This is a genomic window from Solimonas flava DSM 18980, assembly GCF_000426685.1.
Lineage (GTDB): Bacteria > Pseudomonadota > Gammaproteobacteria > Nevskiales > Nevskiaceae > Solimonas > Solimonas flava.
This window is the reverse complement of sequence record NZ_AUFV01000003.1, coordinates 291435-317069: the sequence shown is the minus strand read 5'-3', so window position 1 is coordinate 317069 and position 25635 is coordinate 291435. Positions and strand designations below refer to the sequence as shown.

General features: G+C 70.4%; 21 protein-coding genes. 8 read left to right on the top strand and 13 right to left on the bottom strand.

What is annotated here, in order from left to right:
* Positions 1-6 precede the first annotated feature (6 nt).
* Complete coding sequence (locus K343_RS0106505) at positions 7-1086, top strand: aromatic ring-hydroxylating dioxygenase subunit alpha (protein ID WP_028007357.1); 1080 nt, start codon at positions 7-9, stop codon at positions 1084-1086.
* A 273-nt stretch (positions 1087-1359) separates the two neighbouring features.
* On the opposite strand, the gene K343_RS0106500 is transcribed toward K343_RS0106505, so the two are convergent.
* From K343_RS0106500 to K343_RS0106460, 9 genes are all read right to left on the bottom strand, one after another.
* Positions 1360-1827 (bottom strand): OsmC family protein, encoded by a 468-nt coding sequence (locus K343_RS0106500; RefSeq protein ID WP_028007356.1) that lies wholly within the window; start codon positions 1825-1827, stop codon positions 1360-1362.
* 46 nt (positions 1828-1873) lie between these two features.
* Positions 1874-4849, bottom strand: coding sequence for a DUF748 domain-containing protein (locus K343_RS0106495; RefSeq protein WP_028007355.1), 2976 nt, complete (start codon positions 4847-4849; stop codon positions 1874-1876).
* 281 nt (positions 4850-5130) lie between these two features.
* Positions 5131-6171: an AraC-like transcriptional regulator QhpR gene (qhpR, locus tag K343_RS0106490; protein ID WP_051278007.1), complete on the bottom strand. Its 1041-nt coding sequence runs from the start codon at positions 6169-6171 to the stop codon at positions 5131-5133.
* A 154-nt stretch (positions 6172-6325) separates the two neighbouring features.
* Positions 6326-7726, bottom strand: a complete 1401-nt coding sequence (gene eat / locus K343_RS0106485; protein WP_028007353.1) for an ethanolamine permease — start codon at positions 7724-7726, stop codon at positions 6326-6328.
* Positions 7719-8552 (bottom strand): ethanolamine ammonia-lyase subunit EutC, encoded by an 834-nt coding sequence (eutC, locus tag K343_RS0106480; RefSeq protein WP_028007352.1) that lies wholly within the window; start codon positions 8550-8552, stop codon positions 7719-7721. The genes eat and eutC overlap by 8 nt, the downstream gene beginning before the upstream one ends.
* Positions 8553-8560: 8 nt before the next feature.
* The gene (locus K343_RS0106475) at positions 8561-9952 is read right to left on the bottom strand and encodes an ethanolamine ammonia-lyase subunit EutB (RefSeq protein WP_028007351.1); all 1392 of its coding nucleotides are present in this window, start codon (positions 9950-9952) and stop codon (positions 8561-8563) included.
* A 110-nt stretch (positions 9953-10062) separates the two neighbouring features.
* Positions 10063-10722, bottom strand: coding sequence for a YceH family protein (locus K343_RS21230; protein ID WP_043112211.1), 660 nt, complete (start codon positions 10720-10722; stop codon positions 10063-10065).
* A gap of 94 nt (positions 10723-10816) precedes the next feature.
* Positions 10817-11353: a carboxymuconolactone decarboxylase family protein gene (locus K343_RS0106465; RefSeq protein ID WP_028007350.1), complete on the bottom strand. Its 537-nt coding sequence runs from the start codon at positions 11351-11353 to the stop codon at positions 10817-10819.
* A 41-nt stretch (positions 11354-11394) separates the two neighbouring features.
* Positions 11395-12291, bottom strand: a complete 897-nt coding sequence (locus K343_RS0106460) for an alpha/beta fold hydrolase (RefSeq protein WP_043112210.1) — start codon at positions 12289-12291, stop codon at positions 11395-11397.
* A 124-nt stretch (positions 12292-12415) separates the two neighbouring features.
* On the opposite strand from K343_RS0106460, the gene K343_RS0106455 reads away from it, so the two are divergent.
* Positions 12416-13021, top strand: coding sequence for a CGNR zinc finger domain-containing protein (locus K343_RS0106455; protein WP_051278006.1), 606 nt, complete (start codon positions 12416-12418; stop codon positions 13019-13021).
* A 15-nt stretch (positions 13022-13036) separates the two neighbouring features.
* Positions 13037-14125: an NAD(P)H-dependent flavin oxidoreductase gene (locus tag K343_RS0106450; protein ID WP_028007347.1), complete on the top strand. Its 1089-nt coding sequence runs from the start codon at positions 13037-13039 to the stop codon at positions 14123-14125.
* 21 nt (positions 14126-14146) lie between these two features.
* Here K343_RS0106450 and K343_RS0106445 read toward each other — a convergent pair whose 3' ends face one another.
* Positions 14147-14785 carry a response regulator gene (locus tag K343_RS0106445; RefSeq protein ID WP_028007346.1) on the bottom strand — a complete coding sequence of 213 codons (639 nt, stop codon included), beginning with the start codon at positions 14783-14785 and terminating at the stop codon, positions 14147-14149.
* A complete protein-coding gene (locus tag K343_RS21225) occupies positions 14782-15945 on the bottom strand; it encodes a sensor histidine kinase (RefSeq protein WP_051278005.1) in 1164 nt (387 codons plus the stop codon). The genes K343_RS0106445 and K343_RS21225 overlap by 4 nt, the downstream gene beginning before the upstream one ends.
* A gap of 130 nt (positions 15946-16075) precedes the next feature.
* On the opposite strand from K343_RS21225, the gene K343_RS0106435 reads away from it, so the two are divergent.
* Positions 16076-16756: a hypothetical protein gene (locus tag K343_RS0106435; protein ID WP_028007345.1), complete on the top strand. Its 681-nt coding sequence runs from the start codon at positions 16076-16078 to the stop codon at positions 16754-16756.
* 69 nt (positions 16757-16825) lie between these two features.
* Positions 16826-17419 (top strand): phosphatase PAP2 family protein, encoded by a 594-nt coding sequence (locus K343_RS0106430; RefSeq protein WP_028007344.1) that lies wholly within the window; start codon positions 16826-16828, stop codon positions 17417-17419.
* A gap of 212 nt (positions 17420-17631) precedes the next feature.
* On the opposite strand, the gene K343_RS0106425 is transcribed toward K343_RS0106430, so the two are convergent.
* Both K343_RS0106425 and gltB read right to left on the bottom strand, forming a co-directional pair.
* On the bottom strand, positions 17632-19080 hold the full coding sequence (locus K343_RS0106425; RefSeq protein ID WP_028007343.1) for an FAD-dependent oxidoreductase: 1449 nt from the start codon (positions 19078-19080) through the stop codon (positions 17632-17634).
* A gap of 31 nt (positions 19081-19111) precedes the next feature.
* Positions 19112-23581, bottom strand: a complete 4470-nt coding sequence (gltB, locus tag K343_RS0106420; protein ID WP_028007342.1) for a glutamate synthase large subunit — start codon at positions 23579-23581, stop codon at positions 19112-19114.
* 216 nt (positions 23582-23797) lie between these two features.
* Between gltB and K343_RS0106415 the strand changes: the two genes are divergently transcribed.
* The 3 genes from K343_RS0106415 (at position 23798) to K343_RS24370 (ending at position 25584) form a co-directional block, all read left to right on the top strand.
* Positions 23798-24058 (top strand): type II toxin-antitoxin system Phd/YefM family antitoxin, encoded by a 261-nt coding sequence (locus tag K343_RS0106415; protein WP_020647824.1) that lies wholly within the window; start codon positions 23798-23800, stop codon positions 24056-24058.
* Between the two features lie 10 nt (positions 24059-24068).
* The gene (locus K343_RS0106410) at positions 24069-24488 is read left to right on the top strand and encodes a PIN domain-containing protein (protein WP_028007341.1); all 420 of its coding nucleotides are present in this window, start codon (positions 24069-24071) and stop codon (positions 24486-24488) included.
* Positions 24489-24597: 109 nt separating this feature from the next.
* Positions 24598-25584, top strand: coding sequence for a YXWGXW repeat-containing protein (locus K343_RS24370; protein WP_211226176.1), 987 nt, complete (start codon positions 24598-24600; stop codon positions 25582-25584).
* Positions 25585-25635 lie beyond the last annotated feature (51 nt).

Genomic DNA, 25635 nt, shown 5'->3' with positions numbered 1-25635 from the left:
GACCCCATGCACAACGGAAAATACTTGCTCAACACCTGGTATGTCGCCGCGCTGTCGAGCGAACTGGAAAGCGAGAAGCTGTTCGCGCGAACCCTGCTCGACACGCCGGTGGTGATGTATCGCCAGCGCGACGGCGCGGCCGTCGCGCTGCATGACCGCTGTCCGCACCGCTTCTCGCCGCTGTCGATGGGACATCGCGACGGCGACAACGTGGTCTGCCCGTACCACGGCTTGCGGTTCAATACCGCTGGGCAGTGCGTCCACAATCCGCACGGCAATGGCGCCATTCCCGCAGCGGCGAAGGTCCGCACCTTTCCCCTGATCGAACGTTACGGCTTCATCTGGATCTGGATGGGCGACGTACCGGCCGATGCTTCGGCGCTGCCCGACTACGGTCCGCTCGATCGCGGCCATCCGAACGGCGTCGCACATACCTACATGCGCCGCCCATGCCATTACGAGCTGATCACCGACAACGTCATGGACCTGTCGCACGTCGATCACCTCCACGGCGAGATCATCTCCACGCGCGGGCAGCTCTCGCCGAAGATTCCAAAACTGCAGGAAGCGGACGGCGAGATCAGCGTGCACTGGCAGTGGGAACAGACGCCCCCCATCATGATCTTCAACGCGTTCCTGCCGGAACCCGGCGCCAGCGCCCGGCATTTTGTGAGGGTCGCCTGGCGCGCACCGACCCACATCCAGCTGACGATCGGCGCCACGCAGGATCCGAGCGCTCCGCTGACCCACGATACCTGCACCAGCCAGTACGACCTGCACACGTGCACACCGGAAACGGACAGCACTACGCATTACTTCTTTGCCACGCGCCGCAACCACTTCGAAGAAGACGCGGACTACAACCGCATGAAGATCACCGGCATGCATGATGCTTTCGTCGACGAGGACGGCCCCGTCCTCGATGCCGTGCAGAAGCGGATGGGCACGCCGGACCTCTTCAGCCTGAATCCGGTTCTGATCAGTTCGGACGGAGGTCCTGTTCGAGTCCGCCGCATCCTGAAGCGGATGATCGAAACCGAGCGAGCCGCGTCGAGCGCCGAGCCTCGCGTCTCCGGCGCCGCGTGAGCATGGCCGATGCGCACGCATGCGGACACGTCCGTCTGCCTGGCATCGTCTGTTCAGAACAACGAGTGCATCGTCGATGCCCGTGAAACCCGCGTTCGGGTAGCGATGCGGCGGAGCGCATCCAGACCACGGGGGCGGCCTGCGCCGGCGCCCCCGGCACGCTGACGTGCGATGCCGTATCTGCGCTGAGCCGGCGCGAACGCCGCTCCGCGCCTCGACCTTCCGCCGACTTTGCAGCGGCGGATCGACGCCGCCGGGACTCACCCGTCGACGCTAGTCGACCACCGGCTCGCAGCGCACCTCTGTCTTCACCGAGTTGGCGATGAAGCATTGCTCGTGCGCCTCGTGGTGCATCGCCAGCAGCGTGTCGCGCGTCGGCCGGCGCTCGTCGCTGAACGTCACCGCGGGGCGCAGCGTGACGACGGTCATCGCGAAGCGCCGCTGGCCGTCGCGCGCCATCACGCCACTGGCGGCGTCGGCGTAGCGCTCGACGCGAAAGCCATGCTTGGCGGCGATCGACAGGAACCACAGCATGTGACAGCTCGCCAGCGAGGCGACGAACAGCTCCTCCGGATCGACCGCGGCGGCGTCCGACCAGGGCAGCGGCACGACCAGCGGCGACGACGAGCCCGGCAGCTCGACGCCGCCGTCGAAACGCAACACATGGCGGCGGCTGTAGCGGTTGTCGAGAAAATCCTGCCCGTCGCGCGTCCACAGCACTTCGGCGGTGTATTGACCCATCGTCGCCCTCCTGGTGTCGGTCGTCTGGTTCGTTGCCGGGCGAGCCTCAGCGCAGCTTCATCGTCAATCGCACCAGGCCGTCGTCGCCGGCGGCCGGCGGCTCGCCGGTGGTGACAAAGATGCGTTCGGCGTTCAGCTCCGGATGCGCCAGCAAGGCCGCCTGCACCGCCGCCGCACGTTGTCGCGCGAGATTCTGCAGGGCCTCATCCGGCGGCGCCAGCGCGGCGAGCAGCAGCGGCTCGACATAGGCGATGCGCGCCGCGGTCTCCTCGGTGCCGTCCGGATATTTCACCGACTGCTTCAGCAGCTCCTTGTGCAGTTTCTCGAAGGCACGCAGGCGCGCCTTGTCGTCAGCGAGATCGGCCGGCAGCCGCGCGGCGAGCGCGCTGCGCGCCAGCGCGTCGCGGTCGCGCTCGCCGGCGACCGCCGGCACGTCGAGCTTGAGCTGCGGCCGCTCGATCAGCGCCCTGGCCAGCGTCTCCAGCTTGCCGGCGGCGCGCGGCGTCAGCGTCGCTGCGCCGGCCGGGAAGTCGACGTACGACAGCTCCTCGCCGCCGCCGAACAGCGCGCCGAGCGCGGCGAACGGCGCCGTGACGATCTTCGTCACGATGTTGCCGAGCACTTTCCAGACGATCTTGCCGTACTTGAAGTCCGGATCGTCGAGGTTGCCGCGCACCGGCAGTTCGAGATCGATGATGCCGTTGCGATCCTTGAGCAGCGCCACGGCCAGCTTGATCGGCAGCGGCGCGGCGTCCTTGGAGTTGGTCGCCTCGCCGAATTCGAGCTGGTCGACGATCACGTGGTGCTCGGCTTCGAGTTCGCGCTGGTGGATCTTGTACGACAGCTCCGTCGTCAACTTGCCCTTGGCGATGTTGTAGCCGGCGAACTTGCCGGAGTACGGATTGAACGTGGTGAGTTCCATGTTGCGGAAGGCGAGCGTCACGTCCGTGTACTCGGTCGCGGCGAGCAAGCTCGAGGTGCCGCGGATCTCGACCGGCGAATAACGGTCGACCTGGCCGTCGAGCGTGATCGTCGCGCGCGCCTGCGGATCGCTCGACAGGTTCTTCACGCTGCCGCGCAGCCGCACGATGCCGGCGGCGAACGAGGGCTCGATCGAGCGGTCGGCAAAGAAGGCCGAGCCGTCGTTGATGCGGATTTCCTTGATGCGGATCGGCATCGAAGCGCCGGCGGCGCCGTTCTTCGCCGTCTGCGCCGTCTTCGGCGGCGGTGCGGCGTTCGCGGCGGCCGGCGACGCCGGCTTGAGGATCTGCGCGACGTTGAGTGTCTGGTCGGGATTGATGACGACGCGACCGTAGGGCCGCGTCAGCGTGACGCGCTCGATGCCGAGCCTGTCGGGCGCCAGCGAGAAATCGAGGCCGTCGATCGCCAGCTGCTGCCAGCGTGCGAAATCGTCGTGCGCCTTGCTGCCTTCGCCGCTGCCGCTGCCGCTGGCGCGGAAGTCGTCGACCTTCACGCCGCCGCGAAAGCGCAGCGGCATCGTGCCGTCCGCCGCCTGCGCGAGGTCGAGATCGCCTTTGACGGCCAGCACGCCACTGCGCACGGTCGCGTTGGTCGCCTGCGCGACGTAGGGCTGCACGGACGCGAGCGAGAAGCCGTCGAGCTGCAGCGCGAGCTGCGCGCTCAGCGGCTGCAGCCGCGTCCTACCGTGCACCGACAGTTGCGAGCGGCCGTCGATGCCCAGTTTCGCGTCGACATCGAGCGTGGCGTCCGTATCGCTGCGGTAGCCGTCGACGCTCGCCGTGATCGGCGCCAGCGTGAAGTGCGCCGCCGGGCGCGTCGTGCGGTCCTCGAAGCCGACGGCGGCGTCGTTGAGCTGCACGCGCGCGACGGCGATGCGCATCGCCGGCGCCGGCGCCGGCGCGCCGGTCGGCGCGGCTGTCGCCCCGTTGGCGGCGGGGGCGGCGGGCTCAGGTGCCGGCGCCGCGCCCGGGGCCGGGGCAGGCGCGGACGAAGCGGCGGGTAGTTTGCCGCCGCCGGCGAGCTTCATCAGATTGAGGCTGCCGTCGCGCTCGCGACGCACGTCGAGCTTCGCACCGTCGATGTTGACGGCCTTGATCGTCAGCTCGCGACGCGCGAGCGAGAAGGCCAGCGTATCGATGCCGAGCTGCCGGACGGCGACCGGCGGCGCGCCGTCGCCGGCATCGTGCGCGGCGACGGCGACGTCACGCAGCGTGATCGCCGGCAGCGTCACGCCGACGTCGAGCGCCGGCTGCAGCGCGAACGTGTAGTGCCCGTTCAGATCGACACTGCCGGAGCGCAGCTGCACCGGCAGCTGATCCTGCAGATAGTCGGCGATGGTCGTGGCGAGCAGGCCGTGCACACCGAAATCGCCCTGCGAGGCGAGCGGCTGCACGGTGAACCGGCCGGACCAGTCGAAGCGCTCGCCGGCGGCGCTCGCCGCGTCGAAGCGGTAGACGTTCTGGTAGTCCGCGATCGTGCGGAAATCGGTGAGCGCGAAGCGGATCGGCTTGAGTTCGGTGCGGAACGGCTGCGGCCGGCTGCGGTCCTCGAAGACGACACGGCCGTCGCTGACCGTCAGTGCGCCGATGCGGATGCGCGGGATCGTCGCCGCTTCGCTTGCGGCCGGCTTCGCTTCCTCCGCCGGCGGCGCGAGCCTGGCGAGATTGAGCGTGCCGTCGGCGCCGAGGATGACGTTGACGTCGGGGCCGGCCAGCGTCAGTTCCTTGAAGGCGATCGAGCGGGTGAACAGCGAGGTCCACGGCTCGAAATCGACGCGCAGCGAGGAGAAGCCGAGCAGCGGCGTGCCGTCCGCCTCGGTGAGTTTCAGCTCGTCGACGCCAACCACGAAGGTGTAGGGATTGAAGCGCAGCGCGCCGATCGCGAGGTGGCGGCCGAGATGCTGCTCGACGTAGTCGCCGAGCGCCGAGCGCGCGACGTGCGGCACCAGCAGGAAGCCGAGCAGCGTGTACAGCAGCAGCACGCCGGCCGTCACGCTCAAAGCCACCCACCGACGGCGCAGCAGGGTCAGGAAGGCGTGCATGGCCTGAAGGCTCCGGAATCATCGCCGCGACTCGGCGGCGCGGATTCTGGCATGCGCACGCGGGCGCGCCCAAGGGCTGCGTCCGGAATGACGATCGCGGCCGTGCGGCGCGCCTGCGGAGTGCGAGGGCGAAGCGGCGACGGAAACGCCGGCGCGGCGCATGGCGCGAACCGACTCCGTCTTCCCGACGCTCGTCGGGACAGGGCGTTCATCGAAGCGGTCCGGCCACGCAGCAGGATCGGCCGGTTCCGGAGCGCTCGCCGGCGATTCGAAGCGCTGGCCTACAGCGGTGCGTCCTGCCGGCGGCGCGCCTGCGTCGGCGCCACACCGAACCAGCGCAGGAAGGCGCGCGTGAAGGCGCTGAGTTCGGAATAGCCGAGCAGGCCGGCGATGTCGCCGACCGGCAGATGGCGTTCGGCGAGATAGCGCGTCGCCAGCTCGCGGCGCACGTCCTCGACCAGCCCGGCATAGCTGCAGCCGTGCTCGGCGAGGCGGCGCTGCAGGGTCCAGCGCGCGAGGCCAAGGGCCGCGGCGATCTGGTCGACATGCGGATAGCCGCTGGACAGCCGCGAGCGCACTTCGCCGCGCACGCGGTCGATGAAGCCCAGCGCGCCGGTGCTGCCGGCGACGCGGCGCAGTTCCTCGCGCAGCGCGACGAAGGCGGCCGGATCACGGCCCGGCATCGGTCGCTCGAGATCGCGGCAGCGGAACAGCAGCGCGTTGCTGCGCTGACCGAAGCGCGCCGGCGCGGCGAAGGCCTGGCGGTGTTCGCGGGTGTCGCCCGGCTGCGGATGCTCGAACTGCACCTCGTCCGGCGCCCAGTCGCGGCCCAGACAGCGGCGCAGCACGTTGGCGAACATGCCCATCGTCAGCTCGGCATCCTGGCGGCGCTCGACGATGCGGCCGTCGAGAATGCGGTATTCGAGGCGCAGCGTGTCGCCGTTGCGCGCAAAGCACGTTTCGGTGACCTGCTGGTGGAACGGGAACAACCCGGCGAAGGCGTCGAGCGCGGCGCCGAGCGTCGGCGCGGCGAGCGCGATATGGCCGATCAGGCCGAGCTGCTCGGGCTCGAACTGCTGGCCGAAGCGCAGACCGAAATTGGCGTCGCCGGTATCGGCGGCGGCCAGCTCCATCATCGCGCAGTAGGCGCCGAGATCGAGCGGCAGCAGCGGATCGGCGATGCGCTCGGCGGGCACGCCGGCGCGTTCGAGCACGCGCTCGGCATCGCCGCCCTCGGCGGCGATGAAACGCGTCACGCCGCTCGCGGCGGCAGCCAGCACGTGCCGCGGCGGCGCGGCGTCCACAGTCCGGGCGATCGGCATCGGCCCACCTCGCAAAATGGGGCCGCGACCCCCGTCGCGGCCCCGATACCGCTACAGCACTCCCCGAGCAACCGTCTTGCATTCAGCAAGAAGCGTGCAAGCCGGCAGCGGCGGCCGCGGGTGAGTTTCACCCAGCGGCCGGGGAGCGCCCGATTCAGCCCTGCGCCGGCCCCGGCGCGGCACTCAGCATGGCGTCGGCCTGCAGCGCTTCGGCGCGCGCGTTCTTGCTGAGGAAGTAGAACACGAGGCTGATCGCGAACAGGCCGAGGAACAGCAGGAAGACGACCTGGTTGAAGTAGATCATCGTCGCCAGGAACACGACGGCGAGGCCCAGCGCGATCGCCGGAAAGACCGGATAGAACGGCGCCCTGAACGGCCGCTCCAGCGTCGCCTCGGAGCGGCGCAGCTTGAACAGGCTCAGCATCGAGACGATGTAGAGCAGGATCGCGCCGAACACCGACATGGTGACGATGTTCGCCGTCAGCGGCTGGCCGCCGATCTGGATGAACGTATCCGAGAAGATCGCCAGGATGCCGATCACGCCGCCGGCGAGGATCGCCCAGTGCGGCGTCTTGCGCTTCGGGTGCACGGTGGCGAAGAAGCCCGGCAGGTAGCCGGCGCGCGCCATCGCGAAGATCTGCCGCGAGTAGCCCATGATGATGCCGTGGAACGAGGCGATCAGGCCGAACAGGCCGATCCACACCAGCATGTGCAGCCAGCCGCTCGATTCGCCGACGACGATCTTCATCGCCTGCGGCAGCGGATCGTTGATGTTCGACAGCTTCGACCAGTCGCCGACGCCCCCGGCGAAGAACATCACGCCGAACGCCAGCACCACCAGCGTCAGGATGCCGCCGACGTAGGCCTTCGGGATGACCTTCTTCGGCTCCTTGGTTTCCTCGGCGGCCATCGCCGCGCCCTCGATCGCGAGGAAGAACCAGATCGCGAACGGGATCGCCGCGAAGATGCCGCCGATCGCCGCGCCCGAGAACGTCGACGCACCGGCCCAGCCGTTGGCGGTGAAATTGCTCCACGAGAAGCCGGGCGAGACCACGCCCATGAACACCAGCAGCTCGAAGATCGCCAGCAGCGTCACGCACAGCTCGAAGGTCGCGGCGATGGTGACGCCGGCGATGTTGAGCGTCATGAAGATCAGGTACGCGCCGACCGCGGCCAGCTTCGGATCGAGCGCCGGAAACTGCACGTTGAGATAGGCGCCGATCGACAGCGCGATCGCCGGCGGCGCGAACACGAACTCGATCAGCGTCGCGAAGCCGGCGATGAAGCCGCCGAACGGCCCGAACGCGCGGTAGCTGTACGCGAACGGTCCGCCGGCGTGCGGGATCGCCGTGGTCAGCTCGGTGAAGCTGAAGATGAAGGTCGCGTACATCACGGCGACCAGCGCCGTCGTGACCAGGAAGCCGAGCGTGCCGGCCGAGGCCCAGCCGTAGCTCCAGCCGAAGTATTCGCCGGAAATGACGAGGCCGACGGCGATGCCCCACAGATGCCAGCCGCTCAGGCTCTTCTTGAGCGCCGGCTTGGTTTCTTCACTCATGACTGCTGCTCCCAATGTCCCCAGAGGTGATGGATGTACCGCTGTTGCCCAGTGATGCCGGCGGCGCGTCGAGCTTGAGCGCGACGCCGGTCAGGCGCAGGCGCCGTGCCTCGTCGAGCAGCCAGCACAGCGTGTCGGCGGCGCGCGCGTAGCCGAGCCCGTCGGCATGGATGTTCGAGATGCAGTTGCGCGCGGCGTCGAGGCAGCCGACGCGCGGCGCGTAGGTCAGGTAAATGCCGAGGCTGTCGGCGACCGACAGGCCCGGACGCTCGCCGATCAGCACCGCGACCAGGCGCGCGCCGAGCGCCTCGGCGACCTCGTCGCCGAGCGCGACGCGTGCCTGGCTGGCGAGCACCACCGGCGCCAGCCGCCAGCCGGCGAGCCGCGGCGCGAGCTGCGCGAGCAGCGGCGCGGCGTGCGCGTTGACGGCGGCCGCCGACAGGCCGTCGGCGACCACGAACGCCAGCTCGAAACCCGCGCCGCCGGCGGCCGCAGCCTGCAGCTGCGGAAGATCGTCGGCGTGCACGCGGCGGCCGAGATCCGGACGGCGCAGGTAGACGGCGCGGTCGGCGGCGCGCGAGCGCACGCGCAGCGGCGGCGCCGCGAACGTGCCGGCGAGCTGCGCGGCGATGGCGTCGAAATCGACGCGGCCGTGCACGGCGTCGCGGGCGCGGCTGTGCGCCGCCTGGAAATCGAGCAGCGCCGCGGTCGGCAAGGCGTCGCCGGCGCGGCCGAGGCCGATGCGCGCGCGCGTCGCCGTGCGCCAGCGCGCGAACGGGTCCTGGCGCGGATCGTCGGGCGACGGGTCGGGCGGCAGTTCGTTCATCGCGCCTGTCAGCCGTTCAGCGCCAGCAGCTGGCGCAGCGCGCGCGCGTCGCGCGCCGGCGGCGGCAGCGCGCCGTTCGCGTCGAGCAGGCCGATGCGGGCCAGCCAGGCTTCGAACTCCGGCGCCGGCCGGCGCGCGGTGAGATGCCGAAGGCCCAGGACATCGTGATACGACAGGCTCTGGTAGCTGAGCATCACGTCGTCGGCGCCGGGGACGGCGATCACGAAGTTGACGCCGGCCGTCGCCAGCAGCGTCATCAGCGTGTCCATGTCGTCCTGATCGGCTTCGGCGTGGTTGGTGTAGCAGACGTCGACACCCATCGGCAGGCCGAGCAGCTTGCCGCAGCAGTGGTCCTCGAGGCCGGCGCGGATGATCTGCTTGGCGTCGTAGAGATATTCCGGACCGATGAAGCCGACCACCGTGTTGACCAGCAGCGGCTCGAAGGCGCGCGCCACCGCGTAAGCGCGCACTTCCATGGTCTGCTGGTCGACACCGTGATGGGCGTCGGCCGACAGCGCCGAACCCTGGCCGGTCTCGAAATACATGACGTTGTCGCCGACCGTGCCGCGCTTCAGCGAGCGCGCCGCGGCCAGGCCTTCGCGCAGCACGGCGAGGTCGATGCCGAAGCCGCGGTTGGCCGCTTCGCTGCCGGCGATCGACTGGAACACGAGATCGAGCGGCGCGCCGCGCTCGATCGCGCGCAGGCTGGTGGTGACGTGCGCAAGCACGCAGGACTGCGTCGGAATCTCGAAGCGCTGGCGCAGCTCGTCGAGCATGTCGAGCAGGCGAATGGTGTCCGGCACCGAATCGCTCGCCGGGTTGATGCCGATCACCGCGTCGCCGATGCCGAACAGCAGGCCGTCGAGCGTCGAGGCGGCGATGCCCATCGGGTCGTCGGTCGGATGGTTCGGCTGCAGGCGCGAGCCGAGCCGGCCGGGCAGGCCGAGCGTGGTGCGAAACGCGGTGACGACGCGGCACTTGGCGGCGACCGCGATCAGGTCCTGGTTGCGCATCAGCTTGCTGACCGCGGCGACCATTTCCGGCGTCAGGCCCGGCGCCAGCGCGCCGAGCGCCGCGCCGGTCGCGTCGTACGACAGCAGCCAGTCGCGGAATTCACCGACCGTCAGATCGGCGACCGGCGCGAAGGCGGCGGTGTCGTGGGTGTCGACGATCAGCCGCGTGACTTCGTCGTCCTCGTACGGCACCAGCGCTTCGTCGAGGAAGTGGCGCAGCGGCAGCTCGGCGAGTACGCGGCGCGCGGCGACGCGCTGCTCGTCGTTGTCGGCGGCCAGGCCCGCCAGCTCGTCGCCGGAGCGGCGCGGCGACGCGCAGGCCAGCACCGCCTTCAGATCGTCGAAGCGGTAGCCACGGGTACCGATGCGGGTCTGGTACAGCGCCATGAACGGATCGCAAAGCGAGTCCCGCGCGGGGACGACAGCCGTTCATACGCACGCGCTCTGCCAGCGCGTTTGACATCTGGACACAGGCCGCCGGGCGGCGGCCGCGGTCTTCAGCCGGCGCTGCCCGCGGTCGGCGGGCTGACGCCAAGCTGTTGTTCGAGCTCGGCAATCCGCGCTTCGAGTGCTTCGATGCGGGCCTCCAGCGCGGCCATCCGGCCCGGCTCGGCGCGCCGTTCGGGCGCTGCCGCGCCCGCTTCCGGTGCCGGCACCGCGTCGGCGCCGCACAGAAGATGCGCATAGCGCACCGCCGACTGGCCCGACGCGCGCGGCAGCTGCATCACCAATGGATGGGCACGGTCGGCGAGGTCGTCGAGCGCGGCGCGCACGCCGTCGTCGTCGCCCGGGCCGTTGAGGCCGGACGCGTTGGCGCGCAGCTCGGCGATGGTCTGCGGGCCGCGCAGCATCAGCGTCACCAGCACCGCCTGGGTCTGCGGCTTGAGCAGCATCTGGTGCAGGAACTGGTGGCGCCACTTCTGGGCGCGGCCGCTGAAGCTGTCGCGGCCGACCAGCTTGAGCTCCTCGAGCTGGTTCAGCGCGTTGCCGATCTCGCCCTCGCTGAGCTGCATCACCGGACTGCGCGAGCTCTTCTGGTTGGCGGCCAGCATGATGGCGTTGACCGTCATCGGGTAGTACTGCGGCGTCGTCAGCGACTTCTCGACGAGCGAGGCGACGACGCGCGCCTCGTTCGGATTCAGCAGGATTTCGGACATGGAGGCGTGCGGGCAGGGCGCGGGGGCCGCATCGTAGCCCAGCGCGTCGCCGCGCGGGGCGTGGCCCGTCCGCCGGCGGGCCACGCGCGCACCGTCAGGCCGGCACCGGAAAGTCCAGCGTCGTGTCGTTGATGCGGTTGACCATGTTCGTGAACAGGATCGCGGCGACGGCCTGCGGGATTTCGACCAGCTGGCGGTCCGTGTAGCCGGCGGCGCGCAGCGCCTCGACGTGCTCGGCGGCCAGCGTGCCGCGCTCGCGCAGCAGGCGCAGCGCGAAGCGGATCAGCGCGTCGATGCGGGCGTCGTCGGCGTAGGCGCCGCTGCGCAGCGCGCGCGCCTGCGCGTCGCTGTAGCCGGCGCGTTTGGCGGCGAGCGTGTGCGCGGCGATGCAGTAGTCGCAGCCGGTCGCCTCGCTGATCGCCAGATTGATCGCTTCCTGCTCGCGCGGTGTCAGCGACGCGCGCTTCAGCGCGGCGCCGTTCTGCAGCACCTGCGCGAGCACCAGCGGCGCGTGCGTGCCGATCGTCGCGTACAGGTTCGGCACCTTGCCGATCGCGCGCTGCAGGCCGGCGTACAGCTCGGCGGTGTCGCCGGCGGCCTGGGCGACGGGGCTGATGGTGAGACGGCTCATGGCAATGCTCCTTTTGCTTCGGGGGGAACGGCAATCGGGATTCAGACGATCGCGGCGCCGAGCACGGCGCGGATGCGCGCGGCGATGTGCGCGGCATGCGTTTCGAGCGCGAAGTGGCCGGTGTCGAGCAGCTCGACCACGGCGTTGCGGTTGTCGCGGCGATAGGCCTCGGCGCCGGCCGGCACGAAGAACGGGTCGTGGCGGCCCCAGATCGCCAGCAGCGGCACCTGCGTGTCGCGGAAGTACTGCTGGAACGCCGGGTACAGCGCCAGATTGCTGGCGTAGTCGAGGAACAGATCGAGCTGGATCTCGGCATTGCCCGGCCGCTGCATCAGCAGCGCGTCGAGCCCATAGGCCTCCGGCGCGATCAGGCTCGCGTCCGGCACGCCGTGCTCGTACTGCCAGCGCGTGCCGGCCAGCGACAGGATCTCGCGCAGGCCCTCGCGATGCGCCGCGCTCGGTTCGGCCCAGTAGCGCCGGATCGGCTCCCAGGCGTCGCCGAGACCGTCGAGGTAAGCGTTGCCGTTCTGCGACACGATCGCGCTGACGCGCTCGGGATGGGCGAGCGCGAGGCGGTAGCCGGTCGGCGCGCCGTAATCGAAGACATAGAGCGCGTAGCGGCGCAGCCCGAGCGCCGCGGTGAAGGCGTCGACGGTCCGCGCCAGCGCCTCGAACGTATAGACGTAGCCGCGCACCGCCGGCACTTCGGTGAAGCCGAAGCCCGGTAGGTCCGGCGCGATCACGCGGTAGTGCCGCGCCAGGAACGGAATCAGCCCGCGGAACATGTGCGAGGAGCTGGGAAAGCCGTGCAGCAGCAGCACGACCGGCGCGTCGGCCGGGCCGGCCTCGCGATAGAAGACGCGCACGCCGTCGGCGTCGACATGGCGATGGTGGACGGACACTGCGGCGGACTCGGCGGCGACGCTGTCGGCAGGCATGGAACGGGCTCCGTTGTAACTTGTTAAATGCGTTTTAGCGGTTACTGCGGCGCCCAGAGTAGCGGGGTTTTGTAACTTGTCAATAGCCACATTGCAGGTTACAGTGCGCCATCGGAGAAACGTCATGCCGGTCCCGTCGTCCCTGCCTCCCCCGCCCAGCGGCCATCAGCCCTATTTCGTCGGCGACCATCCGGCGCTCGATCTGCTGAACACGGTCGCGCGGCCCGAGGGCGTGACCGTCGATTTCTGGCAGAGCGACGCCGATGTCGAGCGCTGGCTGGAGCAGGCCGGCTACGGCGCCGGCGCCAGCGGCGGCACGGCCCGCTATGCGCGCGGCGAGCTGCTCGCCGAGGCGCGCCGGCTGCGCGAGGCGGTGCGCGCGCTGGTCGAGCAGCGCAAGGCCGGCCGCCGCGGCGATCCGGCGGTGCTCAACGAATTCCTGCGCGAGGCGAGCAGTTACGCGCAGCTCGCCTGGGCCCGCGGCGCGGCGCCGCACCTGGTCTGGACCTATGCCAGCACGGCGCCGCGCGCGCGGCTCGCGCCGCTCGCCGAGCAGGCCGCCGAGCTGCTGGTCGAGGGCGACTTCGCGCTCGTGCGCCGCTGCGAGCACCCGGACTGCATCCTCTGGTTCTACGACCGCACCAAGTCGCACAAGCGGCGCTGGTGCAGCATGGCGGTCTGCGGCAACCGCCATAAGGTCGCCGAGTTCCGCCGCCGCCAGCAGGCCTGAGCCGGGAGCCCGCGCATGCACCGACACTGGCCCGAGCGTCGCGCCGCGACGCTGCTGCGCATCGAGCATCCGCTGATCCAGGCGCCGATGGCCGGCGCGCAGGGCGCGGCGCTGGCGCTCGCCGTCGCGCGTGCCGGCGCGCTCGGCTCAATTCCATGCGCGATGCTGTCGGCCGCGCAGATCGGCGACGAAGTCGCGCGCTTTCGCGCGGCGCTGCCGGACGCGCCGCTGAATCTCAACTTCTTCTGCCACACGCCGCCGCCGGACGACACTGCGGCGCTCGCGCGCTGGCGAGCGCGGCTGCAGCCGTATTACGCCGAGCTCGGCGCCGATCCGGACGCGGCGGCCGGCGCCAGCCGCCGGCCGTTCGACGCCGAGGCCTGCGCGCTGGTCGAGGCGCTGCGGCCGTCCGCGGTCAGCTTCCACTTCGGCTTGCCGGAGGCGACGCTGCTGGCGCGCGTGCGCGCCGCCGGTGCGACGGTGCTGGCCTCGGCGACCACCGTCGCCGAGGCGCGCTGGCTGGCGGCGCGCGGCGTCGACGCGGTGATCGCGCAGGGCGCCGAGGCCGGCGGCCATCGCGGCCTGTTCCTGTGCGACGACGTCGCCACGCAGCCGGGCCTGTTCGCGCTGCTGCCGCAGATCGTCGATGCAGTCGCGGTGCCGGTGATCGCCGCCGGCGGCATCGGCGACGCGCGCGGCATCGCCGCCGCGTTCGCGCTCGGCGCGGCGGCCGTGCAGATCGGCACCGCGTATCTCTACACGCCGCAGGCTCATGTCGCCGCCGTGCACCGCGCCGCGCTGGCCGGCGCGCGCGACGACGGCACGGCGCTGACCAATGTCTTCAGCGGCCGGCCGGCGCGCAGCCTGATGAACCGCCTGATGCGCGAGCTCGGCCCGCTCAGCGCCGATGCGCCGGCGTTCCCGCTCGCCGGCGCCGCGCTCGCGCCGCTGCGCGCCAAAGCCGAGGCCGCCGGCAGCGGCGACTTCCAGCCGCTGTGGTCCGGGCAGGCGGCGGCGCTGAGCCGCGCGCTCGCGACCGGCGTCGACGCCGAGGTGCTGACGCATCGTCTGATCGCCGAGGCCCTGGCGCGCATCGGCGTCTGAGCGCCGCCGCGCCGGCGCGGCTCAGATCAGCCGCGCCGCCAGTGCCTTCATCACCGCATGCGTGCGATCGCGCGCGTCGAGGCGCGCGAGGATCTCGCTCAGGTGATTGCGCACGGTACCGTCGGAAATGCCGAGCGCGCGGCCGATCTCCTTGTTCGAGTAGCCGCCGGCGACCAGCCGCAGCACGGCGATCTCGCGCCCGGTCAGACGCGCCGGCGCCGCGTCGCTGGCCGCCAGCGGCAGGCCGGCCGTGCTGACCGGCGCGAGCAGCGTGTCGCCGGCGGCGAGGCGTTCGATCGCCCGCTGCAGTTCCTCGGGCGCGGCGTCCTTGAGCATGAAACCCTGTGCGCCGGCGGCGCGCGCGCCCTGCAGCAGCGCCGGCTCGTCGAAGGTCGTCAGCAGCAGCACCGGCGTGTAGTCGCCGCGCGCGCGCAAGGCACGCACGACCTCGATGCCGGAGTGGCGCGGCATGCGCACATCGGTGACGACGACATCGACGCCGCCGTGCCCGGCCGCTTCGCGCTGCAAGGCCTGCAGCAGCTCGGCGCCGTCGCGCGCCTGCACGACGATGTCGATGCCGCCGAGTTCCTGCAGCAGCGCCGCCAGGCCGCTCAGCACCAGGGCCTGATCGTCGCCGAGCGCGACGCGCAGGCGCCTCATGGCGGCGGCACCCGCACGCGCAGCAGCGTGCCGCCGGACGCGGCGGGGCCGAAGTCGAGCCGGCCGCCGAGCGCCGCGAGCCGTTCGCGCATGCCGGTCAGCCCGTGGCCCGGCGCGGCGTCGCCGGGGCCGCGGCCGTCGTCCTCGACGCACAGTTCGAGCCCGCCGGCGTCGTCGCGCAGACCGATGCGCACGCGCCGCGCGCCGCTGTGGCGCAGCGCGTTGGTCAGGCCTTCCTGCGCGCAGCGCAGCAGCGTCTGCGCGCGCTGCAGATCGGCGACGTGGACCTGCTCGTCGAGACGCAGCTCGATGCGCGGCCCGGCGCCGGCCAGCGGCAGCGCCAGCGCGGCGATCGCGCTGCGCAGGTCGATGCCCTCGTCGCGGCGCAGCGTGCCGACCACCGCGCGCACTTCCTGCAGCAGCTCGTCGGCGAGCTGGCGGCACAGCTGCAGCGTTTCGTCGCCGGCGTGATGGCGCACCGCCAGCGCCAGATGCAGCTTCAGCGCCGTCAGCTTGTGGCCGGCGACGTCGTGCAGCTCGCGCGACAGGCGCAGGCGCTCGTCGCCGCGCGCGCCCTCGGCGAGCAGGACCTGCGCCGCCTGCAGCTGCGCCTGCGCCTGCAGCGCGGCGTCGCGCGCGCGCTCGGCGGCCGCGGCATAGCCGGCGCACAGCGCGGCGAAAGCCTGGAAGCCGGCCATCGCCGCCAGCGAGATCGCCACGTCGACACGCCAGCCGTAGCGCATCGCCAGAATCACGCCGAGCGCGAGATTGGCCGGCAGCAGCCAGGCGACGATGGCGCGCGGCCCCCGCACGGCGGCGAGCTGCGCGGCGACCAGCACCAGCAGAATCGGCTGCAGGCCGTCGCGCAGGCCCCAGCAGGCGAGCAGCGCGCAGGGAATCTGGGCGACGATCAGGCGCTGCTGACGCACCGCGCGGGCGGCGCCGGAGGCGCCGCTGCGATCGCGCCAGACGAACAGCGCCAGCACCGCCAGCGAACCGGCGGCGCCGAGCAGGACCTGCGCGTCGAGCGCGCGGCCGCTGCGCACGAAGGCATGCGCCGCGCTCCACGCGAGCACGGCCCAGGTCAGGTAGGCGGCGACGTTGAGCGGCGACAGCGCGCCGCGGAACGCAGTCGGATGGATCGGGGAGCGCTCGCGCATGGGCGCAGTGTCGCATCGGCGCGCGGCGCGGCGGAAGGTGAGTTTTGTCACCCCCGGCGCCTGACATTCGTCATCTGCCGCGCGCGCCGCGGCATCGCGACACTGGCCTCGTCCTCAGCCGGAGTTCCCCATGTACGCGTTCCTGCTCGCCGTCCACGCCGTGATCGGCGGCCTCGCCCTGCTCTCGTTCTGGAGCGCCGGCCTCGCGCGCAAGGGGGGCACGACGCACCGCCTCGCCGGCCGCACCTTCCTGCTGGCGATGATCGGCATCGGCGCCACGGCGCTGCCGATGGCGCTGCTGCGCCTCGCCGCCGGCGATGTCGCGTTCGGCGTCTTCATGCTGTACCTGTTCCTGATCACCGCGACCGCCTGTCTGAACGCCTGGCTGGCGATCCGCTGGCGCGGCGACTGGCGCCGCTACCACGGGCCCTGGCATCGCGCGCTCGCCTGGCTCAACCTCGCCGCCGCCGTGGCGCTGCTCGCGTACGGGCTGCAGCGCGGCGCCGTGCTGCTGTCCGGCTTCTCCGCCGTCGGCCTGTACGCCGGCGTGCAGATGCTGCGTGCGGCGGCGCGCGGCGAACAGCCGCGCTGGTGGCTGCATGCGCATTACAGCGGCATGCTCGGCGCCGGCGTGGCGACGCATATCGCCTTCCTCGGTATCGGCCTCGGGCGCCTGCTGCCCGCATACGCTGGGTCGGCGCAGATGCTGGCCTGGTTCGGTCCGCTGGCGACGGCGGTGGTGATCGGCTGGCGGCTGCGCCGCCGCTATGGCGCCGGCCCGGAGAGGGCAGCGGCAGACCCGCTTGCGTGAGGCGGCGCATGGTGCGAGCTGGCGCGCATCCTGCACACTGCAAGACCTTCTCCGCCACGTGTTGCACGCATGCTCGAGCGCCTCACCGAATTCGGCAACGCCGCCGTCCTGTCGCTGCTGGCGCTGCTGGTCGCGCTGTGGCTCGCGCGCGCGGGCAGCCGGCGCGCCGCGCTCGCCTGGTCCGGCGCGCTGCTGCTCTGCGTCGGCACGATCTCGCTGCTCAAGGGTTATTTCCTCGCCTGCCCGCTGCCGGGCTGGGCCCTGCACAGCCCCAGCGGGCATGCCGGCTTCAGCCTGTTCGTGTACGGCGGCATCACCTTGTGCGCGGTGCGCGACGGCAGCGCGTGGCGGCGCGGACTGCTGACGCTGCTCGGCGTCGCGGCAATCGCGGCGATCGCCTGGTCGCGCTACGCGCTCGGCGCGCACACGCCGATCGAGATCGTGTTCGGTTTGCTGCTCGGCGGCGGCGCGCTGGCCACGTTCGCCGCGCTGCGCGGCCCGGCCGGCACGCGCCGTTTCCCGTACCTCGCCGCGGCCCTGCTGGCGTTCGCGATCGCCGCGACCCTGCACGCATTCGACTGGCATCCCAGCTTCGAAGGCTGGCTGCGCGAACTCGGCCGCCGCTTCGCGACCGGCCTGCCGTTCTGCTCGCACGCGAGCTGAGAACCGAACCGTCGCCAACGAAAAACGCCGCGCAGTGCGCGGCGTTTTCTCCCGACGACCCCAGCCCCTCAAACCGTCGAGGATGCCTTCGGCGGCTTCGCGGCCTGACGTGACGGCGGTGACGACGAGGCCCGGGCCGCGGACCCCGTCATCGATGCCCGCCGCCATCGGCGGCGACGTGGGCCGCGGCGCGCTTTCGGACCGCGGCGTCCTCAGACCTTCAGGTAATCGAGGATGCCTTCGGCGGCTTCGCGGCCTTCGTAGACGGCGGTGACGACGAGGTCCGAGCCGCGGACCATGTCGCCGCCCGCAAACACCTTCGGATTGCCGGTCTGGAACTTGAACTGAGCGGCCGGCAGGGCCGCCGGGGCGCGCTGGCCGAGCGCACCGCCGTTGACCTTGACGCGGCCGTCGTCGTGCAGCGCGATGTCGTGTGCGCCGAACCACGGCGCCGGGCTCGGCCGGAAACCGAAGGCGATGACGACGCGATCGGCCGGAATGATCTCTTCGGAACCGGCGATCACTTCCGGCTTGCGACGGCCGCGCGCGTCCGGCGCGCCGAGCCGGGTCGAGACGACCTTGACGCCCTCGACCTTGTCCTTGCCGACGATCTCGACCGGCAGGCGGTTGAACAGGAACTCGACGCCCTCTTCCTTGGCATTGGCGACTTCGCGCTTGGAGCCCGGCATGTTCTCCTCGTCGCGGCGATACGCGCAGATCACGCTCTCCGCACCCTGACGGATCGAGGTGCGGTTGCAGTCCATCGCCGTGTCGCCGCCGCCGAGCACGACGACGCGCTGGTCCTTCATGTCGTAGGCAAGATCGGTATCGCTGGCGCGGTTCATCACGCGATTGATGTTGGCGACCAGAAACGGCAGCGCCTCGAACACGCCCGGCAGATCCTCGCCCGGGAAGTCGCCCTTCATGTAGGTGTAGGTGCCCATGCCGAGGAACACCGCGTCGTAGTCCTTGAGCAGCGCGTCGAACGCGAGATCCTTGCCGATCTCGGTGTTGAGGTGGAACTCGACGCCCATGCCTTCGAGGATCTGGCGGCGGCGCTGCACGATTTCCTTTTCGAGCTTGAACGGCGGAATGCCGAAGGTCAGCAGGCCGCCGATCTCGCTGTACTTGTCGAACACCACCGGCTTGACGCCGTTGCGCACCAGCACGTCGGCGCAACCGAGGCCGGCCGGGCCGGCGCCGATGATCGCGACCTTCTTCTTGGTCCACTTGACCTTCGACATGTCCGGACGCCAGCCCTGCTTGAAGGCTTCATCCGAGATGTACTTTTCGATCGAGCCGATCGTCACCGCGCCGAAGCCGTCGTTGAGCGTGCAGGCGCCTTCGCAGAGGCGGTCCTGCGGGCAGACGCGGCCGCAGATCTCCGGCAGCGAGTTGGTGCGGTGCGACATCTCGGCGGCGGCAAACAGATTGCCTTCCTCGACCAGCTTGAGCCAGTTCGGGATGTAGTTGTGCACCGGGCACTTCCACTCGCAGTACGGATTGCCGCAGGACAGGCAGCGGCCGGCCTGGCTCTTGGCCTGCTCGGCGGGGAAATGACCGTAGATCTCGCGGAAGTCGTGGATACGGACTTCGGCCTGGACTTTCTTCGGATCCTGCCGCGGCAGGTCGAGGAACTGGTTGACGTTCTTGGCGCCCATCTGGGTTCTTCCTGGTTCGGGTGCTGTGCGTTTACGCGGCGGCGCGCACGGAATCGATCAGCGAACCGATCTCGGCCGCCTTCGGCTTGACCAGCCAGAACTTGCCGACGTAGTCGGCCCAGTCGGCGAGGATGGTCTGCGCCCACTTCGAGCCGGTCACGCTGGCGTAGTCCTGCACCAGCTTGCGCAGATAGTTCTCGTGCGCTTCCATCGATTCGGAGACGACGCGATGGATGTCGATCAGCTCGTGGTTGTAGCGGTCGACGAAGGTGCGCTTCTCGTCGAGCACGTAGGCGAAGCCGCCGGTCATGCCGGCGCCGAAGTTGACGCCGGTGCGACCGAGGATGACGACGGTGCCGCCGGTCATGTACTCGCAGCCGTGATCGCCGCAACCCTCGATGACCGCGTGCGCGCCGGAGTTGCGCACCGCGAAGCGCTCGCCGGCCATGCCGGCCGCGTACAGGGTGCCGCCGGTCGCACCGTACAGGCAGGTGTTGCCGATGATCGCCGCCTCACGCGTGTCGTAACGCGCGCCGCGCGGCGGCTTGACGACGATGCGGCCGCCGGCCATGCCCTTGCCGACGTAGTCGTTGGCGTCGCCTTCGAGTTCGAGCTGCAGGCCGCCGGCGTTCCAGACGCCGAAGCTCTGGCCGGCCGCGCCCTTGAGCTTGATCGTGATCGGCTTGTCGGCCATGCCGAGGTTGCCGTGGCGGCGCGCGATCTCACCCGACAGGCGCGCGCCGATCGAGCGGTGCCGGTTGGACACCGAGTAGTGGAAGATGCCGCCGGTCTTGTGCTCGATCGCCGGCAGGCAGTCCTGCAGCATCGCCTCGGCCAGCTCGCCCTTGTCGAACGGCTCGTTGTTGAACATGCAGTACTGCGCGCTCGGCAGCACCATGCCGGCCGATTCGAGGATCGGCGACAGGTCGAGATTGCGCGCCTTGCCGGTCGTCGCTTCCGACACTTCGAGCAGATCGGTGCGGCCGATCAGCTCCTTGATCGTGCGCACGCCGAGCCGCGCCATCCACTCGCGCGTCTCCTCGGCGACGAAGCGGAAGTAGTTCATCACCATTTCCGGCAGGCCGATGAAGAACTCGCTGCGCAGCGTCTGGTTCTGCGTGGCGACGCCGGTCGCGCAGTTGTTGAGATGGCAGATGCGCAGGTACTTGCAGCCGAGCGCGACCATCGGCGCGGTGCCGAAGCCGAACGATTCAGCGCCGAGGATCGCCGCCTTGATGACATCGAGACCGGTCTTCAGGCCGCCGTCGGTCTGCACGCGGACCTTGTCGCGCAGATTGTTCATGCGCAGCGTCTGGTGCGTCTCCGAAAGACCGAGTTCCCACGGCGTGCCGGCATACTTCACCGAGGTCAGCGGCGAGGCGCCGGTGCCGCCGTCGTAACCGGAGATGGTGATCAGGTCGGCGTAGGCCTTGGCGACGCCGGCAGCGATGGTGCCGACGCCGGGGCCGGACACCAGCTTGACCGAGACCAGCGCCTGCGGGTTGACCTGCTTCAAGTCGAAGATCAGCTGCGCGAGATCCTCGATCGAGTAGATGTCGTGATGCGGCGGCGGCGAGATCAGCGCGACGCCCGGCCGCGCGTAGCGCAGCTTGGCGATCTGCTCATTGACCTTGTCGCCCGGCAGCTGGCCGCCTTCGCCGGGCTTGGCGCCCTGCGCGACCTTGATCTGCAGCACCTCGGCATTGACCAGGTATTCCGGCGTGACGCCGAAGCGGCCGGACGCCACCTGCTTGATCTTCGACATGCGTTCGGTGCCGTAGCGCGCCGGATCTTCGCCGCCTTCGCCCGAGTTGCTGCGGCCGCCGAGGCGGTTCATGGCGATCGCCAGCGCCTCGTGCGCTTCCGGCGACAGCGCGCCGAGCGACATGCCGGCGGAGTCGAAGCGCTTGAGGATCGACTCGACCGACTCGACTTCCTCGATCGGCACCGGCTGCGCGTCCTTGAGCTTGAACAGATCGCGGATCGTGGCGACCGGGCGCTCGTTGACGTGGCGCGCGTAGACCTTGTAATCGCCGTAGTCGCCGGTCTTCACCGCCTTCTGCAGCGTGGCGATGACGTCCGGGTTGTAGGCGTGGTACTCGCCGCCGTAGATGAACTTGTAGAGGCCGCCCTGCTCGATCGGCTTGCGCGCGCTCCAGGCGATGTCGGCGAGCTCCTGCTGCTCCGACTGCAGATCGACGAAGCGCGCGCCCTGGATGCGCGACACGGTGTCGGCGAAGCAACGCTCGACGACCTCGTCGGACAGGCCGACGATCTCGAACAGCTGCGCGCCGCGGTAGCTCGAGATGGTGCTGATGCCCATCTTCGAGATGATCTTGTAGAGGCCCTTGTTGATGCCCTTGCGGTACGACTGCGCGAGCGCCTCGACCGGCTTGTTCTTGATCTGGCCCGAGCGGACCATTTCATAGAGCGTCGCGTAGGCGAGGTACGGATAGATGCACGAGGCGCCGTAACCGATCAGGCACGCGAACTGGTGCGAATCGCGCGCGGTCGCGGTCTCGACGACGATGTTGCAGTCGCAGCGCAGGCCTTCGTGGACCAGATAGTTGTTGACCGCGCCGACCGCGAGCAGCGCATGCATCGGCAGCTTGCCGCGCTCGATCGCGCGATCCGACAGCACCAGCACGACCTTGCCGGCCCGCACCGCAGCCGCCGCTTCCTCGCACAGGTGGGCGACGGCCGCTTCGAGGCCGAGCGCCGGGTCGTAGTTGAGGTCGAGGATGTGGCTCGCGAACGCCGGGTCTTCGTTGCCGATCGCCAGCAGCTTCTTGAACTTGGCTTCCGACAGCACCGGCGAGTCGATCAGCAGGCGCGCGGCGCGTTCCGGCGTCTCCTCGAACATGCCCTTCTCGGCGCCGAGCTGGCATTCGAGCGACATCACGATCTGCTCGCGCAGCGGATCGATCGGCGGGTTGGTGACCTGCGCGAACATCTGCCGGAAGTAGTCGTACAGCGAGCGCGGCCGTTCCGACAGCACCGCGAACGGCGTGTCGTCGCCCATCGAGCCGACCGCTTCCTGGCCGGCCTCGGCGGACGGACGCAGCACCTGGTCGCGTTCCTCGAAGGTCAGCTGGAACATCTTGTGATAGGTCGCGACCGTGTCCGGCGGCATCACGTCGAGCGAGTTCGGATCGTCGGACAGCGAGGCCTCGACGCGCTTCATCTTCGACTTCAGCCACTGCTTGTACGGCTTGCGCGCGGCCAGCATCTTGTCGATGTCTTCCGGCCGCAGCAGCGCGCCGGACTCGGTGTCGACGGCGAGGATCTCGCCCGGACGCAGGCGACCCTTCTCGACGACGTCCTGGGTCTTGAAGTCGTGCACGCCGATTTCCGAGGCGAGCACGATGTGGCGGTCGGTGGTGATGACGTAGCGCGCCGGACGCAGGCCATTGCGGTCCAGGCAGCAGGCAGCGTAGCGGCCGTCGGTGATGACGACGCCGGCCGGGCCGTCCCACGGCTCCATGTTGACCGAGTTGTACTCGTAGAACGCGCGCACGTCGGAATCGAGATCCTCGACGTTCTGCCAGGCCGGCGGGATCAGCGCGCGCAGCGCGGCGAAGATGTCCATGCCGCCGGCGAGCAGCACTTCGAGCATGTTGTCGAGCGACTGCGAGTCGGAGCCGGACATGCTCACCAGCGGCGCGATCTCCTCGATGTCCGGCAGCGATTCGCACTGGAACTTCTTGGCACGCGCCAACGCCCACTTGCGGTTGCCGGAGATGGTGTTGATCTCGCCGTTGTGCGCCAGATAACGGAACGGATGGCACAGCCGCCACTGCGGCAGCGTGTTGGTCGAGAAGCGCTGGTGGAACACGCACATCGACGATTCCAGTTCCGGGCTCGCCAGGTCCGGAAAGAAGGTCGGCAGGTACTCGGGCATCACCAGGCCCTTGTAGACCAGCACGCGGCACGACAGGTGCGTGATGTAGAACTCGGCGTCGCCCTCGGCGGCGACCAGCTTCTCGGCGCGGCGGCGGGCCTTGTACAGCTTCAGCTCGAACGCGAACTTGTGCAGCTCGCCGGGCGCGGTGACGAACACCTGCTCGACGAACGGCACGCTCTTCATCGCTTCCTCGCCGAGCGCGGCGTTGTCGGTCGGCACGACGCGGAAGCCGACGAGCTTCAGGCCCTGCAGCTCGAGGCTTTCCTTGAGGATCGCGCGGGCGCGCTCGCGCCGGGCCGCGTCCTGCGAGAAGAAGATGTTGCCGGCGCAGTAGTCGCCGGGGCCGAGATCGAGGCCGAGTTCGGCGGCGACCTTGCGCAGGAACTTGTCCGGCTTCTTCATCAGCAGGCCGCAGCCGTCGCCGGTCTTGCCGTCGGCGGCGACCGCGCCGCGGTGCGTCATGCGGGCCAGCGCCGTGATCGCGGTCTGCACGAGCTTGTGCGAAGGCTGGTCGTCCATGTGGGCGATCAGGCCGAAACCGCAGCTGTCCTTCTCGAATTCCGGCCGGTAGAGGCCGACGGGCTGGCTGTCGAACATAAGGCTTGCTCCTGGATGAAGTCCGGCGCGCACGCACGCCGGCGGTCCGCAAACGGTTGCGGGGGAGCGGACCATAAGGAGCGCCGGCCCCGCTCGCAAGCGAAAACCCGGGAGGAAACCGGCAGCAGGAATTGTGCCCATTTGAATCAATCACTTGCCGGGCCATAAAATGGCCATCTAAATAGCCATCTGCCGAGTGCACGCGCAGGGCCGCCCATGAAAGCCGTCTCCATCGCCGATGCCAAGAACCGCCTGACCGAGCTGCTGTACGAGGCCGAGGAAGGCCAGCCGGTGCAGGTCACGCGGCGCGGCCAGCCGGTCGCGGTCCTGCTCTCGGAAGCCGAATACGCGCGCCTGCGCGCGGCCGCCGCCGCGGCCGTCGACTTCGCCGCCTGGGCCCGCAACTGGCGCGAGCAGCTGCCGGCCGGCATCGAGGGCATCAGCGCCGCCGAGCTCGAGCGCTGGCGCGACATCTGAGCACCCGCGCATGGCCAAGCTCGCCTATCTGCTCGACCTGCCGGTGCTGGCCGAGCTGACGCGGCCGAACGGCAACCGCCGCGTCTTCACGCTGTTCGAACAGCGCCAGGCGCTGTGCGCGATCGCCGCGCCGGCCAGCTACGCGCTGCTGCGCGGCCTCGAACTGATGCACGACGGCGAGCGGCGCCAGCAGCTGCAGGCCTTCGCGACCGAGCTGCTGGCCTCCGGGCCGACGACGCTGCCGTTCGACGGCGAGTCGGCGCTGTGGCTGGCGCGCAACGAACGCGAACGCGCGCGCCGCGGCTGGTCCTCGCTCGACGGCCAGCTGGCGGCGATCGCCGCGACCCATGAGCTGGCGCTGGTGACGCGCAGCGCCAGCGCCTTCGCCGGCCTCGCCGGCCTGCGCGTCGAGGACTGGTTCCGACCTTGAGCGGCATCAGTGCGCCGGGGCGGCGAAGCGCGTAAAGCTGTGGCGTGTACTTCATCGGCCATTCAGTGCGCTGTCATAGCGTGCGATGGTCACTTCCGAGGACCGCGCCATGACCGCCTCCCGACTTCGCTTCCTGGCCCTGCTGCTCGCGGCCGTCCTGTTCGCGCCGCGCGCCGCGACGGCTGGCACGTCCGTCTTCATCTCGGTCAACGTCGGCCCGCCACCGCTGCCGGTTTACGAGCAGCCCTGGTGCCCGGGGCCCGGCTACGTGTGGACGCCCGGCTACTGGGCCTGGAACGGCGACGCCTATTACTGGGTGCCCGGCGCCTGGGTGCTGGCGCCGGTCGGCATGCTGTGGACGCCGGGCTACTGGGTCTGGCGCGAGGGCTACTACACCTGGACGCCCGGTTACTGGGGCCCGCGCGTCGGCTACTACGGCGGCATCAACTATGGCTACGGCTATCCGGGCAGCGGCTACTACGGCGGTTACTGGCGCGGCGACGTCTTCTACTACAACCAGGTCGTCAACCGCGTCGACGTGACCCGCGTGCGCCACGTCTATCGCGACGGCGATCTCGACCGCGTCACGACCGGCCGCGTCAGCTTCAACGGCGGCGACGGCGGCACGCGCGCGCGGCCGAACCGCGATGACGAAGCCTATGCCCGCCAGACCCATGTCGAGGCGACCGCCGAGCAGCGCCGGCACGAAAGCGAAGCGCGCCGCGACCCGCACCCGGCTGTGCCGGCCGATCGCGGCGGCCGGCCGGTCCAGGGCGGCGGACTGCCGCGCGAGCCGGCCGCGGGGCAGAACCACCAGCGGCCGGAACCGTCCGGCGGCGACACGCGCCGGCCGCAGACTCCGCGTGACGAGCAGCCCGAACGCGGACGCGAGACGCCGCAGCGCCAGCCGACGACCGCGCCGACGCGGTCGTTCCCGCCGCCGGTCCAGCAGCGCGAGCCTTCGCGCGACGCGCAGCCGCGCCAGCCGGACAGCGCACCGCGACCGCAGACGCCGCGCAGCGAGCCACAACGCCCGCATGGCAACCCGATGCAGCCACGACCGCAGGATTCGGGGCATCGCCAGGACGGGCACTGACGACGACGCCCGCGGCGCAGCCGCGGGCAGGCGGGCGGCGTCACGCGGCGA